Below are 13,883 nucleotides of genomic sequence, written 5' to 3' on the forward strand. Positions count from 1 at the left end.
CGAGAGGACGCGAGATGAGAAAGCTGATCGTGAGCACCTTTCTGACCCTCGACGGGGTCATGCAGGCTCCGGGCGGACCCGGCGAGGACGACGACGGCGGCTTCGCGCACGGTGGCTGGTCGGTGAACTACTGGGACGAGATGATGGGCGAGGTCATGGGCGGCGATGAGCCAGCCGTTCGACCTCGTCCTCGGCCGCCGGACCTACGACATCTTCGCCGCCCACTGGCCGCGCGCCACGGAGGAGGACGGCGCCAAACCACTGAACGACGCCACCAAGTACGTCGCGTCGCGGAGCCGTCCCACCCTGGACTGGCGCAACTCGGTCCTGATCGAGGGCGACGCGGCCGACGGCGTCGCGGCGCTCAAGCAGGAGGACGGGCCGGAACTGCAGGTGCACGGCAGCGGAAACCTGATCCAGACGCTGTTGCGGCAGAACCTCGTCGACGAGTTCCGCCTGTGGGTCTTTCCCGTCGTCCTCGGGTCGGGCAAGCGCCTGTTCTCGGCGGGCGCCGTCCCCGCCGGGCTGAAGCTCGTCGACAACAAGGTCTCCACCACCGGCGTCGTGATCGGTACGTACGAGCCGGCGGGCCAGGTCGTCACCGGATCGTTCGCGCTCGACTGACCGTCCGGCCGCCCCGCCTGCTGACCATGGCGCGCTTGGTGCTTTCACCTCCGCGGCCCGCCGGTCCCCCATTGGCGGGCCGCGCCGCGACGAGTCAGTCCTCGCCGCCCGGCCGCCACAGATGCAGGGACGTGCGGTCCTCGGAGACCGTGTACCAGGTGCCGTCCCCTGCCGAGCGGGGAGGCCCGGAGACGGGGAAGGGGTAGGAGATCTCGCCGCGCAGGGTCATCCCGCGCACGTCGACGAGCCAGTGGCGGGCCGTGCCGTACCGGGCGTCGCACTCGGAGGTGCCGGCGACGATGTTGTTCTCGTCCACGAAGGCCGCCTCGTAGTCCCAGTACACCCTGTCCCCGCCGGTGTTCCCCGGCTGTGCCGGCACAGTGCCCTGGGCGTCCAGTTTCCGCAGGACCGAGCCGTCCTCCGCCCGTGCAGGGAGAGGGACCACTGCCTGAGAGGAACGGTCAGAAGGTGCCGGCCGGACGGGCTCACCGCCAGCAGGATCCGCTCGATACCGGTGTGCTCGACGGTCAACCGTTGCCCGTCCCAGCGTCCCCACAGCACGGGCGACCCCTCCTCGCCCTCGCCGATGCTCAGTCCCATCTGTGCGGGGTCCGGGTGCGGCATCTGCTCGGAACCGGAGGCCACGGTCATGGTGTCCGCGCGTCCCAGGACCCTGCCGTCGGCGGCGTCCAGGACGAGCCACAGTTCCTGGTCGTCGGCCCCCTCCTTGTCGTCGCTCAACGGTCCGCGGACGTGCGCCCAGACGAGCTTGCCGTCCCCGGAAACGGCGGCCGATCCGCTGTCCGGATACCGATGGTCCTCGTCGCCGCCGTACTCGGCGAACGACGTGTGCATCGGGCGGCATTCGCCCGCCGAGCAGACGTGCCGCATCTCCCACCGCGTCGCCCCGGTCGCCTCCACGACGCGCACCGTGTGCGCGCCGGCGAACACCGCCGCGTCGCCCTCCGGCGTCACCGCCACCGATCCGAAGCGGCGCGGCCAGGGCGCCGGGAAGCGCACCTCCGCGAGCTGCCCGCCTGCGGAGGCCGCATCCAGATCGAGGGCGACCAGTTCGGTGTCACCGCGCTGCACGAGCAGCCTGCGTCCGGGCCAGCGCAGCACCTGGGGAGCGTCCGCGACGTCGGGTCCAGCGGTGCGGCGACAGTGGCGACAAGACGAGCGACGGTCACGGAATCCTCCGGCGCGTGGGGCACGAGACAGGGAACCTGAACGCGTCCACCGTACGGGGGAACACCGGCGCACTCGGGGCGGACTCGGCGCCGGGGCGTGGCGACGCGCGACGGGGGATCGACGGGTCCTCGGGCGGGGGAGTTGAGGTGCCGTCTCAGGGCAACCGGCAATAGGTGCTGCAGGTCAGTGACCTGCGGATAGGACATGAACATGGGTGATCACCAATAACTACGCCGAGTGATGGTTGAGTGCGCGCGTACCATGTGTCGGCATGTCGCGAGATATCGCCAGCGAACTACGTGAAGGCGCACGGAAGCGGAACGGCATGCGCCCAAAGGGACCCGATCTGGTGCACGTCGAGGACTTGATCAGCCCGGCAGGACTACCGCTGCGCCACTATCGGCCCTCCTCCGAGCCGCGCCCTCTGATGGTGTTCCTGCACGGCGGTGGCTGGGTCTTCGGTGATCTGGAGACTCACGACAGAACCTGTCGCCGACTTGCTAAGGAGTGTGATGTTGAAGTGCTGGCAGTGGACTACCGGCTGGCGCCGGAGCATCCATACCCGGCTGCGATCGACGACGTCGTCGAAGTGCTCCGCTGGGCAAAGCCCATGGCCGTCATGGGGGACAGCGCGGGTGGATACCTCGCGATCATGGCCTGCTTGCGACTGCGTGACGAGGGTGACCCGCCTGCCGTACAGATCTTGATATGTCCGAACACCGATCTCACGCTTTCCCAGCCGAGCGTCATCGAGAAGGGGACGGGCTACGGGCTGGACGCCGACATGCTGGGCTGGTTCGTCGTTCAGTGGGTGCCTGACCCGGCTGAGCGCCACGCGGCGAGCCCGTTGCATCACCCCGACCTGTCCGGCCTACCAGCCGCCCTGGTGGTGACCGCCGAACATGACGCGTTGCGCGACGAGGGCGCCGCCTACGCACGCCGCCTGGCCGACGCGGCGGTGCCCGTCACGTACCGCTGCGAATCTGGTCTTGTGCATGGGTTCATCCAGGGAATGGACCTGACTAGCCCCGAGGCGGCAGCCGCACACGAGCGGATCTTCGCTGATGTCCGAAAACTGATCACGCGTGAGGACGATGCACAAGAACCTGACGGGCTGGTTTCCGTCAAGCGCGCCCCGTAACAAGGGATCACTTCAGTCGCCTGGTCGTAGGGCGGGTGTCCCAGCGGTAGACCCTGCGGGCACGTTGGATGAGGCGGCGTACGGTGACAAACCCGGCGGACAGGTGCAGGTAGAAGTCCACGATCTGGCCATCGCGGTCGGTGCAGCGGCGGAACTTGCCGTACCCGTTCATCCAGGAATTGGTACGTTCGATGCACGGTCACGCATCCGGCATCGCTCCTGCCCGCCTCGTCAGCAAGATCAAGGAATGGCGCGGCCTGGCCACCCGCCTCAGGTCGAGAAATGATCGCCGGAAACGAATCAAGGCCCTCCGTGGAGAGACCTTGTCGCACGATGCCCTAGCACGTTGGCTAACCGCTGTGAGCACGGGGCGGCACCAACCTCAGCCTCTTAACCATCCCTGTTACATGATCGCGCCGACCGCGCGACTCGCGGCATAGGAAGACATCTCAGCGTGGCGAGTCGAACAGATCAGATGACGCGGCAAGGAGCAGTAGGAGGGTCAACATGCGACCAGGTCCGGTCGGAACCACGGTCCCTGTATGACCAGGGATTCGAAGCCGTCGGGCCTGACCGTTAGCTCCCGGCAGTAGAGCCGACGATCATCGTGCCCACAAAGCCGCACCAGACGAGGACGAACAGCCCGTAGATGGCGGTGAAGATCCAGCCGACCACGAGACCGGCGGTGGCAAGCTCAACCCCGCGTTCGCCCGTCTGGGCAATCTGTTTCTTGGCCTTGTTGCCAAAATAGATGCCCAACGGCGGGAACACCATCGCGCCAAAGACCAGCGCGAGGATCGCGTACATGTTGACCGGCGGAGAGTACGCATAGGGCGGATACGGCGGGTAGCCCGGCGTCGGGCCTGGCACCGGTGGGGGTTGCTGAGTCGGCGGCTGGTCGGTCATGTTGCCCTCCAGAGGGTGGCGGCTACCTCCACAGTGTGAAGGAGCCCGCAAGCGGACCCCAGGAAACACTTTCACGTCGTGGCGCTGACAGCCCCAGGACATCCACAACGGCGGGCGCGCGGACAGCGGCATGTGCGGGCGTCAGGAGTGGGTGACCAAGCTGGGCGAGCGTCTGTCGCCCGCCACTGTCCGCGAGTGCTACCGCCTCACGTCCGGAGTTCTGCGTTCTGCGGTCCTGGATCGGCTCATCGGGTTCAACCCCTGCGAGGGCGTCCGGCTACCACCGCGCCGTCGGATGGATACTGACGAACTGGTGATCTCCCGCGCGGAGGTGTTCGGCAAGCTGCTGCCTGCGATCCCCGACCGGTATCGCGCCCTGGTCGCCGTCGCCGCCGGCACCGGGCTCCGCTGGGGCGAGTGCGCCGGGCTCCGCTGGGACGCCGTCGACCTGGCCGCTGGCGTCCTCCGGGTCGTGCGGGTGGCGGAGGAAGTGTCCGGGCACGTCACGCTCAAGCCGTACCCGAAGTCACGAGCTGGCCGGCGGACCGTGCCGCTCCCGCCGTTCGTCGTCCAGGCGCTGACCGACCACCGGCAGTCCTTCGAGACGGGCGTCGAGGGGCTGATCTTCGTTGCCCGGACCGGCGAACCGCTCAAGCGAGGCACGTTCCGGGCGCGCATCTGGAAGCCGTCGCTGCAACGGGCCGGCCTGTCCCTCGCGCTCCGGTTCCACGATCTTCGGCACTCGTACGCGACGTGGCTCGTCTCCGACGGCGTGCCCATCAACGACGTGGCGAAGGTGAGGGGCACGAGCAGACGCCGACAACCCTGGACCGCTACACGCACTCGACACGTGACCGGGATCGCAGGGTGCTCGCGTCGTTTGCTGCCTTCTCGCTGCCTCCGGCAGAGCAGTGATCGCCGGAAATGAATCAAGGCCCCTCCACGGAAGGGCCTTGACCTGCTGCTACCTCTGGTCGGGGTGGCCGGATTCGAACCGACGACCTCTTCGTCCCGAACGAAGCGCGCTACCAAGCTGCGCCACACCCCGAGGCGTGCCGACAAATAGTAGCCCACCCGGTCCGATGGTCAAACTCGGTACCCCCCACCCCCGGTCGGGGGGCGCTCAGCGGGGGATCAGCGTGAGGACACTCGCCTCCGGCGGGCAGGCGAAGCGTACCGGCGCGGTGGGGTGGGTGCCGAGCCCGGCGGAGACGTGCAGCCAGGAGTCCGAGCCGGGCCAGCGGTGCAGGCCGCGGGCCATCGAGCGGGGCAGCCCGCAGTTGGTCACCAGCGCGCCGTAGCCCGGCACGCAGACCTGGCCACCGTGGGTGTGCCCGGCCAGCAGCAGCCCGAAGCCGTCCGCGGCCATCTGGTCGAGGACGGCCGGCTCGGGGGAGTGGGCCAGGCCGATGGTGAGTTCGGTAGCGGCGGACGCCGGGCCGGCCACCGCTTCGTAGTCGTCCCGCTCGATGTGCGGGTCGTCGACGCCGACCAGTTCGACCTCCCGGCCGCCGGCCTTGAGGGTGGTCCGGTGGTTGTTCAGGTCGGCCCAGCCGGCGCCGGTGAAGACGTCCCGCAGCTCCTCGTACGGCAGCGTGACGCCCTCGGTGTACTCCCGGTCGGGCAGGAAGTAGGTGAACGGGTTCTTCCAGACCGGCCCGGTGTAGTCGTTGGAGCCGAAGACGAACGCCCCCGGGAAGTCGAGCAGTGGTTGCAGGGCCCGCAGCACGCCGGGGACGGCGTCGGGGTGGGCCATGTTGTCCCCGGTCACCACGACCAGGTCGGGGTCGAGGGCGGCCAGCGAGGCCACCCAGTCCTGCTTGCGCCGCTGGCCGGGCATCATGTGCAGGTCCGACAGGTGCAGCACGCGCAGCGGCTCGGCGTCGGCCGGGAGCACGGGCACGTCGTACCGGCGAAGGGTGAACATGTTGCGTTCGACGAGCGACGCGTACGCCAGGGTGGCCGCGCCCGCGGCGACGGTCCCGGCGGCGAGCCGGAATAGTGTGCGCTTTCGCATGGCGTTCAGGGTAGTTTGACCGTCCATGAGCACGCTGAAGGACCGCCTCACCGCAGACATGCGCGCCGCTCTCAAGGCGCGCGACGAGCTGACCACCTCCACGCTGCGGATGGCCCTCGCGGCCGTCGGCACCGCCGAGGTCGCCGGCAAGGCCAAGCGCGAGCTCACCGACGACGAGGTGCTCGCGGTGCTGACCAAGGAGGCGAAGAAGCGGCGGGAGGCCGCCACCGCCTTCGCCGAGGCCGGCCGTGGCGAGCAGGCCGCCAAGGAGACCGCCGAGGGCGAGGTGCTGGACCGCTACCTGCCGAAGCAGCTCTCCGACGACGAGCTGGCCGAGCTGGTCGCGGGGGCGCTTGCCGCGGGCGGCTTCACCGGCAAGGCGCAGATGGGCCCGGCGATGAAGGCGGCCCAGGCCGCGGTGGCCGGCCAGGCCGAGGGGGGTCGGGTCGCCGCCGAGGTACGCCGACAGCTCGGCCTCTGACCGTCCCGGCTCCCGCCGGGCGTACGCGAAACGGGCGGGTACCCCCTCGTGGGGTGCCCGCCCGTCCGTGTCACGGGTCAGCCGCGTGGTCGCCCGGGGCGGGTCGGCGGTGTGACCCCGCCGGGCGGGGTGGCGTCGCCGCCGGGCGGGGTGCCGCCACCGGCACTCACCTCGATGCTGACCACGCCGCCCTTGATGGTGCGGCCGTCCGGGCTGGTGCCGGCGGCGGTGTCCTTCGGGCAGCTCGACGGGACCTTGCTGGTGGAGACGACCGGCTCGAACCCGGCCCCCCGCAGGCGCGACTTCGCGGTGTCGATCGACTGGCACTTCACGTCGGGGATGGAGCGCTGGTCACCCTCGATGATCTTGCCGCTGGGCGGAGTGAACTCCTTGCGGTCCTTGCCCTTCATCGCGTCGCGCAGCGTCTGGTACACCGCCGGGTTGATGCCGTTCGCAACGTCGTGGCCCATCTTCTGGTTGGTCTGCGCCCAGTCCGGGTCGGCCATGATGCCCGCCACCGCGTACTGCTTGGTCATCGCGACCAGGGCGGAGGTCTTGTCCTCGTCGGTGGTGCCGGACTTGCCGGCCACCGGCGCGTTGACGATCCCACGGACATTACGGGCGGTGGCACCCTTGCACTTGGAGGTCGCGGAGTGGTCACCGACCGGGCAGCGGGCGGCGTCGACGGCGGCCCGGGCCACCTCGGTGCTGATCCGCTGCTCGCAGTGCGGGTTGGCGATGTCCAGCTTGTCGCCGTCCGGGCCGCGGATCTCCTGAACCGGGATGGGCTCGCAGTACTTGCCGTCCGCCGCAAGGGTGGCGTACGCGTTGGCCAGCTCCAGCGGGGTGGTCTGGGAGACGCCGAGGCTGAACGCGCCCCACTGGTGCGCCGCGTCCTGGGTGGCGGCGAACTTGGCGTCGCTCGGCGCGCGGAAGGTGATGCCGAGCTTCTGCGCCACCTTCACCACGTTCTCCGCGCCGACCTGCTGCTGGAGCGGGATGAAGTAGGTGTTCACCGACTGGCCGAACCCGCTCCACATGTTGTGCACGCCGGTCATGCTGGCGTTGGCGTTCTTCGGGCAGTAGAAGTGGGTGCCCTTGCACGCCGCTGGTGAGCTCGAATCGATGATGTATTCCGACTTGAAGAACGGCTGCGCGTTGATCGTGTAGCTGAGCGGGATGCCCTTCTCCAGCGCCGCCACCAGCGCGAACATCTTGAAGGTCGAGCCGGCCTGGTAGCCGGTGATGCCGCCACCGCCGGTGACCAGCGGGTTGACCGTGTTCGGGTAGTTGCCCCGGATCTTCTTCGCGGCCTTCTTCGGGTCGCTGGAGATCTTGTTCTGCGGGTTCTTCGGATCATCGATCTTGAAGTTCCGGTTCACCGCGATGGCCCGCACCCGGCCGGTGCCCGGCTCGATCGCCGCCACCATCCGGGCCGCCTTGTAGCTCTCGGCATTCTTTATGCCGCGGCGGACGGCGTTGTCGGCGCCCTGCTGGGCCTGCACGTCGAGGGTGGTGGTGATGGTGTAGCCGCCGCTCTTGAGCCGGCGTTCCCGGTCGTACGAGGTCGAGCCGAACGTCTCCTGCTGCAGCCACCAGCGGTAGAAGTAGTCACAGAAGAAGCCCCAGGTCCGCTGGTTGGTGGCGACACAGCCGTTCGGGGTCCGCTTGTCCTTGACCTTCAGCTTGATGGCCTTGGCCTTGTCCGCGTCCGCCTGGGTGATCGCCCCGATGTCGACCATGTTCTGGATGACGTAGTCCCGCCGGGCCACCGCCTCCGGGTAGCCCGCCTTGGTGGTCGGGTCGAACGCGGTCGGCGCCTTCACCATGCCGGCGAGCATGGCCGACTCCTGGATGTCGAGCTTGCTCGGCGGCTTGCCGAAGTAGACCTGGCTGGCGGCGAAGATGCCGTACGCGCCGTTGCCGAAGGCGGCGATGTTGAGGTAGCGCTCCAGGATCTCGTCCTTGGTGAGCTCCTTGTCGATCTGGAGCGCGTAGCGCATCTCGCGAAGCTTGCGGGCGCTGGTGTCCTCGGTCGCGGCGACCACGTCGGCCGGGTGGGTGGCCGAGTAGGAGATGGCGAGCCGGACGTACTGCATCGTCAGCGTGGAGGCGCCCTGCCGGGAGGCCCCGGCCTGGTTGTTCACGAACGCCCGGGCGACGCCGTTGAGGTCGACCCCGTTGTGCTTGTAGAAGTCGTGGTCCTCGGCCGCGATGATCGCCTTCTGCATCAGCGGCGAGACGTCCTTGAGCTTGACGTCCTTGCGGTTCTCGTCGTACATCGTGGCGAGCGGCGTCTTGCCGTCCGAGGCCAGCAGGTAGGTGATCTGCGGGGACCGGGCCACCGTCAGTTCCTTGGGTAGTGCGCCGAAGGTCTCCGCGCCGGCTTTCGCGGCCAGCCCGGACATCGCCACCGCGGGGAAGGCCGCCGCCGCGACCACCACGCCGGCCAAGAGGCCACAGATGAGTAGCGATGTGGCGTTGGTCAGCACATTGTGGTCACGTTTCCGCATCCAGGTCACCTCGACAGGGTACGCGAGTAGGGAACGAGGGGCGCGGGGGCGTTCTTTCCCCATTTCCTGCGCGCGCCGACCTCGTTGTGCTAAACGCACGAACCCTGGTGCGAGGTTGCGTGAACCCGCCGATGAGTCTCCTCCGAACGGGGGACCCGCGCAGCGTTTTCACCGACTCCGGCCGGGTAGACGGCGGGCGAAGGCCCGGGAAGCCGGGAGTGTCCGGAATGATGGATTTCGCCGACAACGTTGCGTAATCGTGCGACTACAGAGCATGATGGTGGCGACGACAGAGCCACACGTCGTCCGTGCCTCCTTGGGGAAGGAACGGGCCGGACGACCGGGGGGAATCGACGGCTGGTCGCACGAAGTCGGTAGGTACTGCAAGGGGGGACGTGTACACATGGGCATGATCACTGACTGGCCGTCGCTGGCGGCATGTCAGAACGGGGACCCGGACGCGTTGTTCGTACAGGGCGCCGAACAGAACGTGGCGAAGAGGATCTGCCGGAGCTGCCCAGTTCGGTACGAGTGCCTGGCCGATGCGCTCGACAACCGGATCGAGTTCGGGGTGTGGGGTGGCATGACCGAACGCGAACGCCGGGCGCTGCTGCGCCGTCACCCGCAGGTGACGAGTTGGCGCAAGATGTTCGAGGCCGCGATGAAGAAGAACGCCAGGGAGAAGGCCGGCAAGGACAAGGTCCTGGTGACCGCCGCGAACTGACCGCCGCGCCTCACGGCCGGCTGATCGCCGCGCCGATCGTCCGCAGCCCGTCGACGTCGTGCACGTCGGCGGGCTGCGCCGTCACCGACACCGCCGGCACCGCCGGGAACGCCTCCGTGAACCGGGCCGCCACCCGCTGCTCGCGTGCCGCCTGCTGGGCCAGCGCGGCGTGGGCCCGCAGCACGTCGACGGTGCCCTCGTGGCCGCCGAGCTCGGCCAGCCGCGCCGCGGCGGCCAGGCTCTCCGCCGCGTCCAGCGATGTCACGGCCGGGCGGTGCACCCGGTTGAGCACCAGGCCGGCCAGCGGCATCCGCTCCTCCCGCAGCCGCCCCGCGAAGTAGGCGGCCTCCCGGACCGCGTCCGGCTCCGGCGCCGCCACCAGCAGGAACGCCGTCTCCCGCGCCTGCAGGATCCGGTACGTCTGCTCGGCCCGCTGCCGGAACCCGCCGAACATCGAATCGAGCGCGGCGACGAACCCGGAGAGATCGGTGAGCAGCTGCGCGCCGATCACCTTCTGCACGACCTTCGAGAACATCCCGAAGCTGGCGGTCACGAGGCTGAACATGCTCCGCCCCCCGCTTCGCGCCGGGGCCAGCAGCAGCCGCAGCATCCGCCCGTCCAGGAAGCGGGAGAGTCGGGCCGGGGCGTCGAGGAAGTCCAGCGCCGAACGGGAAGGTGGGGTGTCGACCACGATCAGGTCCCACTCGCCCCGGGCGTGCAACTGGCCGAGCTTCTCCATCGCCATGTATTCCTGCGTGCCCGCGAAGGTCGAGCTCATCGCCTGGTAGAAGGGGTTGGCGAAGATCTCCGCAGCCTTCGCCGGGTCGGTGTGCTGGAGCACCACGTCGTCGAAGGTGCGCTTCATGTCCAGCATCATGGCGTGCAGCTCACCGCCGCTGGCCTCGATGTCGATGCCCTTGACCTGGCGGGGGGTGTTGTCCAGCTCGGTCAGGCCGAGGGACTGGGCCAGCCGCCGGGCCGGGTCGATGGTGAGCACCACCGTCCGTCGGCCGTGCCGCTCGGCGGCACGCAAAGCCAGCGCGGCCGCCGTGGTCGTCTTGCCCACTCCGCCCGCCCCGCAGCAGACCACGATCCGTACGCCGGGGTCGGCGAGGATCTGGTCGACGTCCAGCGGTGGCGCCGCGTCTTCGGAAGGCACCAATCGAGCGTATCGGGCTCGGGGGTGTCTCTGCTCCGTGCCGGCCGCAGGTGTGAGTCAATCCGCCCGGACGAGGGCCGTGGCCAGCGTCTCCAGGCCGGCCCGGTCCACCCCGTCCGGCAGCAGCGGCAGCTCGGTCAGGGGCAGGCCCAGCTCCACCAGTTCGGCGCGGAGCGAATCCTCCAGCTCCCGGCGTACCTGCTGGTCCCGCGCCTCCCCGGCCAGCCCGGCCACGGTCTCCCGGTCGGTCGGCAGGCCGGCGGCGAGCAGGCCCCGCTTCAGCTCGGCCTGGCTCAGCGCCCGCCCCGCCGGCACCGGGGGCCGGGCGCCGTTGACGATCACCCGGCCGACCGGGAAGCCGAGCTGGGTCAGCTCGCCGATCGCGTCCACCGTCTCCTGGACCGGCATCTCCTCCAGCAGCGTCACCACGTGCACCGCCGTCATGGGGGAGCGCAGCAGCGCGGAGACCCCATCGCTCTGGGTCTTGATCGGGCCCATCTTCGCCAGCCGGGCGGTCTCCGCCGTGACGTTGAGGAACCGGCCGATCCGCCCGGTCGGCGGCGCGTCCAGCACCACCGCGTCGTACCTCCGGCGCTGGCCGCTGGTGCGGGTCGTCGCCTCCTTCACCTTGCCGGTCAGCAGCACGTCCCGCAGGCCCGGCGCGATGGTGGTGGCGAAGTCGATCGCGCCGAACTTGCGCAGCGCCCGGCCGGCCGCGCCGAGCTTGTAGAACATGTCCAGGTATTCGAGGAGGGCCTCCTCGGCGTCCACCGCCAGGGCCCGCACCTCCCCGCCGCCGGGGGCGTCGGCCAGGTGCCGTTCCTCGTAGGGCAGCGGGTCGGTGCCGAAGAGCTGGGCGATGCCCTGCCGCCCCTCCACCTCGACCAGCAGCGTGCGCCGGCCGCCGGCGGCCAGGCCGAGGGCCAGGGCCGCGGCCACGCTGGTCTTGCCCGTGCCGCCCTTGCCGGTCACCACGTGAAGGCGGGCCGGCCAGGTCTCGGACCGTTGCTCAGCTGCTCGCACCCGTCGAGCCTATCCAGCCGCCCGGCTCAGGCGACCTCGCAGACCCACCAACCCGTCTTCCGCACCACCGTGAAGCGCAGGTCCTGGTCGGCCACCTTCTCGTCGGAGGTGGTCATGGTGACCTTGGTGGTGACGGTGGCCCGGTCGCCGGTCTGGTTGTCCACCTTGGGGGTGGTCCACCGGAACCGCGGGTTCTGGTACTCCGTCGTGTACTTCTGCACCTCGGCGACCTTGCCGGCGATCTTCTTGTCGTCCCGCGAGGCGGAGCAGACGAAGGTGGCCGCCTTCCTGGCGTCCCGGTCCTTGTAGACGGCGGTGAGGAAGCCGTCCACGGCGACCGCCGGCTCCTTGGCGCCCTGGCCGCCCTCGGTGTCGCGCAGGGTCAGGAACGCCGCCGTGCCGCCGCCGCCGCAGAGCAGGACGGCCGCGGCCAGCACGATCGAGGCGATCAGCAGGCCGCGCCGCTTCTTCGGCGCCCCCGGGCCCTGGTACGGCGGGTAGCCCGCGACCGGCGGCGGCGGGAACGCGCCCGGGGCCGGCGGCGGCGGGAACGCACCGGGGGTCGGCGGCGGGAACGCGCCGGGGGTCGGCGGCGGGAACATGCCGGGGGCCGGCACGGCGCCGGCCGGCGGCTCCGCGCGGGACGGGCCGTCGGGCGAGCCGGTGGCGCCACCGATGGGCGGTTGGGTCATGTCTTTCCCCCGGGGTGCGGCGCCGTCGCCGCCCCAGGCGACGGACGGGTGATCGAGCGTGGTGGGCGGGCGTGGGTCGCCCGTCGACCGGAAGGGTAGCGGTCGATGGGCGACTTGCCAGCCCCGCGTGGCCCCGCGGGACCTCACCACCGGCGGACGTGAACGGCCGTCGCATTCCAGGACGAGCCATGTGTCGCATGACTGAAGGTGATCACGCGTGCGCGTCCCGTTGCCGGGACGGTCGATCGGTCCTACCGACCGGGGCCGCGACGAGGAGGAGCCCGGCTACGTCATCCGCCTGCCGGTCCGGGTCGCCAACCTGGCGGCGGCCACCGCGCTGGCCGGCACCGTGGCCATCTCGCTGGGCTTCCTCAGCGAGCTGGACGCCGGCGAGACGACGGTCTCCACCGCCGACGACCAGAACAACCGGCACCGGGTCTGCTGCGACCTGCTGCTGCCCGGCCGCAGCCGGTGCCCGCAGCGCTACGACCACGACGGTCCCTGCGGTGAGCTGCCGGTGACCCCCGGGCAGCGTCCCGCGCCCAGGTCGCCGTCCTGACCGTAGTCTGTGCCTGGAAAGTGTCCATGCCAGGCAAGGGAGCCTTCACCCGATGCAGAAGTGGGAATACGCCACGGTCCCGCTGCTGGTCCACGCGACCAAGCAGATCCTCGACAACTGGGGCGAGGACGGTTGGGAGCTGGTCTCCGTGGTTCCCGGCCCGAACCCGGAGCAGCTTGTCGCCTACCTGAAGCGCCCGAAGGGCTGAGGGCCATGAGCGAGCGCAGCGAGCGAATCATCGGGCTGAGCGCGCGGGTGCCTCATGGCGCCGCCGAGCGGAGCGAGGTGGCGGCATGAGCAACGGACCGCACGCGAAGCTCGCGGAGCTGGGCCTGAGCCTGCCCGAGGTGGTGCCGCCGGTGGCCAGCTACGTGCCGGCCGTCCAGTCCGGGCAGCACGTCTACGTCTCCGGCCAGCTGCCGATGGCGGAGGGCAAACTGCTCGCCACCGGCAAGGTCGGCGCCGGCGTCTCCGCCGAGCAGGCGAAGGACCTCGCCCAGCGGTGCGCGCTGAACGCCCTGGCCGCGATCGACTCGCTGGTCGGCCTGGAGAACGTCGTCAAGATCGTCAAGCTGACCGGCTTCGTGGCGAGCGCGCCCGGCTTCACCGGCCAGCCCGGCGTGATCAACGGCGCCTCCGACCTCTTCGGCGCCGTCTTCGGTGAGGCCGGCCGGCACGCCCGCAGCGCGGTCGGCGTCGCCGAACTCCCCCTCGACGCCCCCGTCGAGGTGGAGGTCATCGTCGAGGTCGCCTGACTTCGCTTCGTACCCGCGATCTTGCAGTTCGCGCCTGCGTGAAAGCCCCGAACGGGCACGAATCAGGGGCCGGGCCTGCAAGATCGCGGGGACCGGCG

The 13,883-nt window shown here is 70.1% G+C and carries 16 protein-coding genes, 1 tRNA gene and 1 pseudogene; 8 read left to right on the plus strand and 10 right to left on the minus strand.

What is annotated here, in order from left to right; all coding sequences use genetic code 11:
- The first annotated feature begins 165 nt into the window (after window positions 1–165).
- Entirely contained in the window at window positions 166–624 is a 459-nt protein-coding gene (locus OG799_RS30215) for a dihydrofolate reductase family protein (protein ID WP_406039910.1), read from the plus strand.
- A 94-nt stretch (window positions 625–718) separates the two neighbouring features.
- Here the strand turns inward: OG799_RS30215 and OG799_RS30220 are convergent, their stop codons facing one another.
- Together OG799_RS30220 and OG799_RS30225 are read right to left on the minus strand one after the other, a co-directional pair.
- Complete coding sequence (locus OG799_RS30220; protein WP_406039912.1) at window positions 719–862, minus strand: hypothetical protein; 144 nt, start codon at window positions 860–862, stop codon at window positions 719–721.
- Window positions 850–1,746 (minus strand): hypothetical protein, encoded by an 897-nt coding sequence (locus tag OG799_RS30225; RefSeq protein ID WP_406039914.1) that lies wholly within the window; start codon window positions 1,744–1,746, stop codon window positions 850–852. The genes OG799_RS30220 and OG799_RS30225 overlap by 13 nt, the downstream gene beginning before the upstream one ends.
- Window positions 1,747–2,086: 340 nt before the next feature.
- Between OG799_RS30225 and OG799_RS30230 the strand changes: the two genes are divergently transcribed.
- Window positions 2,087–2,956 carry an alpha/beta hydrolase gene (locus OG799_RS30230; RefSeq protein WP_406039916.1) on the plus strand — a complete coding sequence of 290 codons (870 nt, stop codon included), beginning with the start codon at window positions 2,087–2,089 and terminating at the stop codon, window positions 2,954–2,956.
- Window positions 2,957–2,963: 7 nt separating this feature from the next.
- On the opposite strand, the pseudogene OG799_RS30235 reads toward OG799_RS30230, so the two are convergent.
- Window positions 2,964–3,149 (minus strand): annotated as a pseudogene (locus OG799_RS30235) (IS5/IS1182 family transposase); the annotation flags it as partial.
- Between the two features lie 383 nt (window positions 3,150–3,532).
- Window positions 3,533–3,862, minus strand: coding sequence for a DUF4190 domain-containing protein (locus OG799_RS30240; protein WP_406039917.1), 330 nt, complete (start codon window positions 3,860–3,862; stop codon window positions 3,533–3,535).
- Window positions 3,863–4,157: 295 nt separating this feature from the next.
- Here OG799_RS30240 and OG799_RS30245 point away from each other — a divergent pair, with 295 nt between their 5' ends.
- Window positions 4,158–4,790: a tyrosine-type recombinase/integrase gene (locus OG799_RS30245; RefSeq protein ID WP_406039919.1), complete on the plus strand. Its 633-nt coding sequence runs from the start codon at window positions 4,158–4,160 to the stop codon at window positions 4,788–4,790.
- A 43-nt stretch (window positions 4,791–4,833) separates the two neighbouring features.
- Here the strand turns inward: OG799_RS30245 and OG799_RS30250 are convergent.
- Together OG799_RS30250 and OG799_RS30255 are read right to left on the minus strand one after the other, a co-directional pair.
- Window positions 4,834–4,910: transfer RNA gene (locus OG799_RS30250), tRNA-Pro, on the minus strand.
- 75 nt (window positions 4,911–4,985) lie between these two features.
- A complete protein-coding gene (locus OG799_RS30255) occupies window positions 4,986–5,879 on the minus strand; it encodes a metallophosphoesterase (protein ID WP_406039921.1) in 894 nt (297 codons plus the stop codon).
- Between the two features lie 25 nt (window positions 5,880–5,904).
- Here OG799_RS30255 and OG799_RS30260 point away from each other — a divergent pair, with 25 nt between their 5' ends.
- On the plus strand, window positions 5,905–6,360 hold the full coding sequence (locus tag OG799_RS30260) for a GatB/YqeY domain-containing protein (RefSeq protein ID WP_088959887.1): 456 nt from the start codon (window positions 5,905–5,907) through the stop codon (window positions 6,358–6,360).
- Between the two features lie 77 nt (window positions 6,361–6,437).
- Here OG799_RS30260 and OG799_RS30265 read toward each other — a convergent pair whose 3' ends face one another.
- Entirely contained in the window at window positions 6,438–8,873 is a 2,436-nt protein-coding gene (locus tag OG799_RS30265) for a penicillin-binding protein (protein WP_406039923.1), read from the minus strand.
- Window positions 8,874–9,276: 403 nt separating this feature from the next.
- Between OG799_RS30265 and OG799_RS30270 the strand changes: the two genes are divergently transcribed.
- Complete coding sequence (locus OG799_RS30270) at window positions 9,277–9,597, plus strand: WhiB family transcriptional regulator (RefSeq protein ID WP_406039925.1); 321 nt, start codon at window positions 9,277–9,279, stop codon at window positions 9,595–9,597.
- 10 nt (window positions 9,598–9,607) lie between these two features.
- Here the strand turns inward: OG799_RS30270 and OG799_RS30275 are convergent, their stop codons facing one another.
- The 3 genes from OG799_RS30275 to OG799_RS30285 are packed head-to-tail and all read right to left on the minus strand — an operon-like array spanning window position 9,608 to window position 12,471.
- Window positions 9,608–10,759, minus strand: coding sequence for an ArsA family ATPase (locus OG799_RS30275; RefSeq protein ID WP_406039927.1), 1,152 nt, complete (start codon window positions 10,757–10,759; stop codon window positions 9,608–9,610).
- Window positions 10,760–10,813: 54 nt separating this feature from the next.
- Window positions 10,814–11,779, minus strand: coding sequence for an ArsA-related P-loop ATPase (locus OG799_RS30280; protein WP_406039929.1), 966 nt, complete (start codon window positions 11,777–11,779; stop codon window positions 10,814–10,816).
- 26 nt (window positions 11,780–11,805) lie between these two features.
- Window positions 11,806–12,471, minus strand: coding sequence for a hypothetical protein (locus OG799_RS30285; RefSeq protein ID WP_406039931.1), 666 nt, complete (start codon window positions 12,469–12,471; stop codon window positions 11,806–11,808).
- 217 nt (window positions 12,472–12,688) lie between these two features.
- Between OG799_RS30285 and OG799_RS30290 the strand changes: the two genes are divergently transcribed.
- The 3 genes from OG799_RS30290 to OG799_RS30300 all read left to right on the plus strand — a co-directional run bounded on the left by OG799_RS30290 (window position 12,689) and on the right by OG799_RS30300 (window position 13,785).
- Window positions 12,689–13,030, plus strand: a complete 342-nt coding sequence (locus OG799_RS30290; protein WP_406039933.1) for a hypothetical protein — start codon at window positions 12,689–12,691, stop codon at window positions 13,028–13,030.
- Window positions 13,031–13,082: 52 nt separating this feature from the next.
- Window positions 13,083–13,238, plus strand: a complete 156-nt coding sequence (locus OG799_RS30295; protein WP_013289021.1) for a DUF4177 domain-containing protein — start codon at window positions 13,083–13,085, stop codon at window positions 13,236–13,238.
- A gap of 85 nt (window positions 13,239–13,323) precedes the next feature.
- Window positions 13,324–13,785, plus strand: coding sequence for a RidA family protein (locus OG799_RS30300; protein WP_130329714.1), 462 nt, complete (start codon window positions 13,324–13,326; stop codon window positions 13,783–13,785).
- Window positions 13,786–13,883 lie beyond the last annotated feature (98 nt).

The organism is Micromonospora sp. NBC_00898 (genome assembly GCF_045207895.1).
Taxonomy (GTDB): domain Bacteria; phylum Actinomycetota; class Actinomycetes; order Mycobacteriales; family Micromonosporaceae; genus Micromonospora.

What these genes read in the sequence shown, in the direction of transcription:
- OG799_RS30215 (WP_406039910.1), top strand. Translation starts at nt 166, where the DNA reads ATGAGCCAGCCGTTCGACCTCGTCCTCGGCCGCCGGACCTACGACATC.
- OG799_RS30230 (WP_406039916.1), top strand. Translation starts at nt 2,087, where the DNA reads ATGTCGCGAGATATCGCCAGCGAACTACGTGAAGGCGCACGGAAGCGG.
- OG799_RS30240 (WP_406039917.1), bottom strand. Translation starts at nt 3,862, where the DNA reads ATGACCGACCAGCCGCCGACTCAGCAACCCCCACCGGTGCCAGGCCCG.
- OG799_RS30245 (WP_406039919.1), top strand. Translation starts at nt 4,158, where the DNA reads ATGGATACTGACGAACTGGTGATCTCCCGCGCGGAGGTGTTCGGCAAG.
- OG799_RS30255 (WP_406039921.1), bottom strand. Translation starts at nt 5,879, where the DNA reads ATGCGAAAGCGCACACTATTCCGGCTCGCCGCCGGGACCGTCGCCGCG.
- OG799_RS30260 (WP_088959887.1), top strand. Translation starts at nt 5,905, where the DNA reads ATGAGCACGCTGAAGGACCGCCTCACCGCAGACATGCGCGCCGCTCTC.
- OG799_RS30265 (WP_406039923.1), bottom strand. Translation starts at nt 8,873, where the DNA reads ATGCGGAAACGTGACCACAATGTGCTGACCAACGCCACATCGCTACTC.
- OG799_RS30270 (WP_406039925.1), top strand. Translation starts at nt 9,277, where the DNA reads ATGGGCATGATCACTGACTGGCCGTCGCTGGCGGCATGTCAGAACGGG.
- OG799_RS30285 (WP_406039931.1), bottom strand. Translation starts at nt 12,471, where the DNA reads ATGACCCAACCGCCCATCGGTGGCGCCACCGGCTCGCCCGACGGCCCG.
- OG799_RS30295 (WP_013289021.1), top strand. Translation starts at nt 13,083, where the DNA reads ATGCAGAAGTGGGAATACGCCACGGTCCCGCTGCTGGTCCACGCGACC.
- OG799_RS30300 (WP_130329714.1), top strand. Translation starts at nt 13,324, where the DNA reads ATGAGCAACGGACCGCACGCGAAGCTCGCGGAGCTGGGCCTGAGCCTG.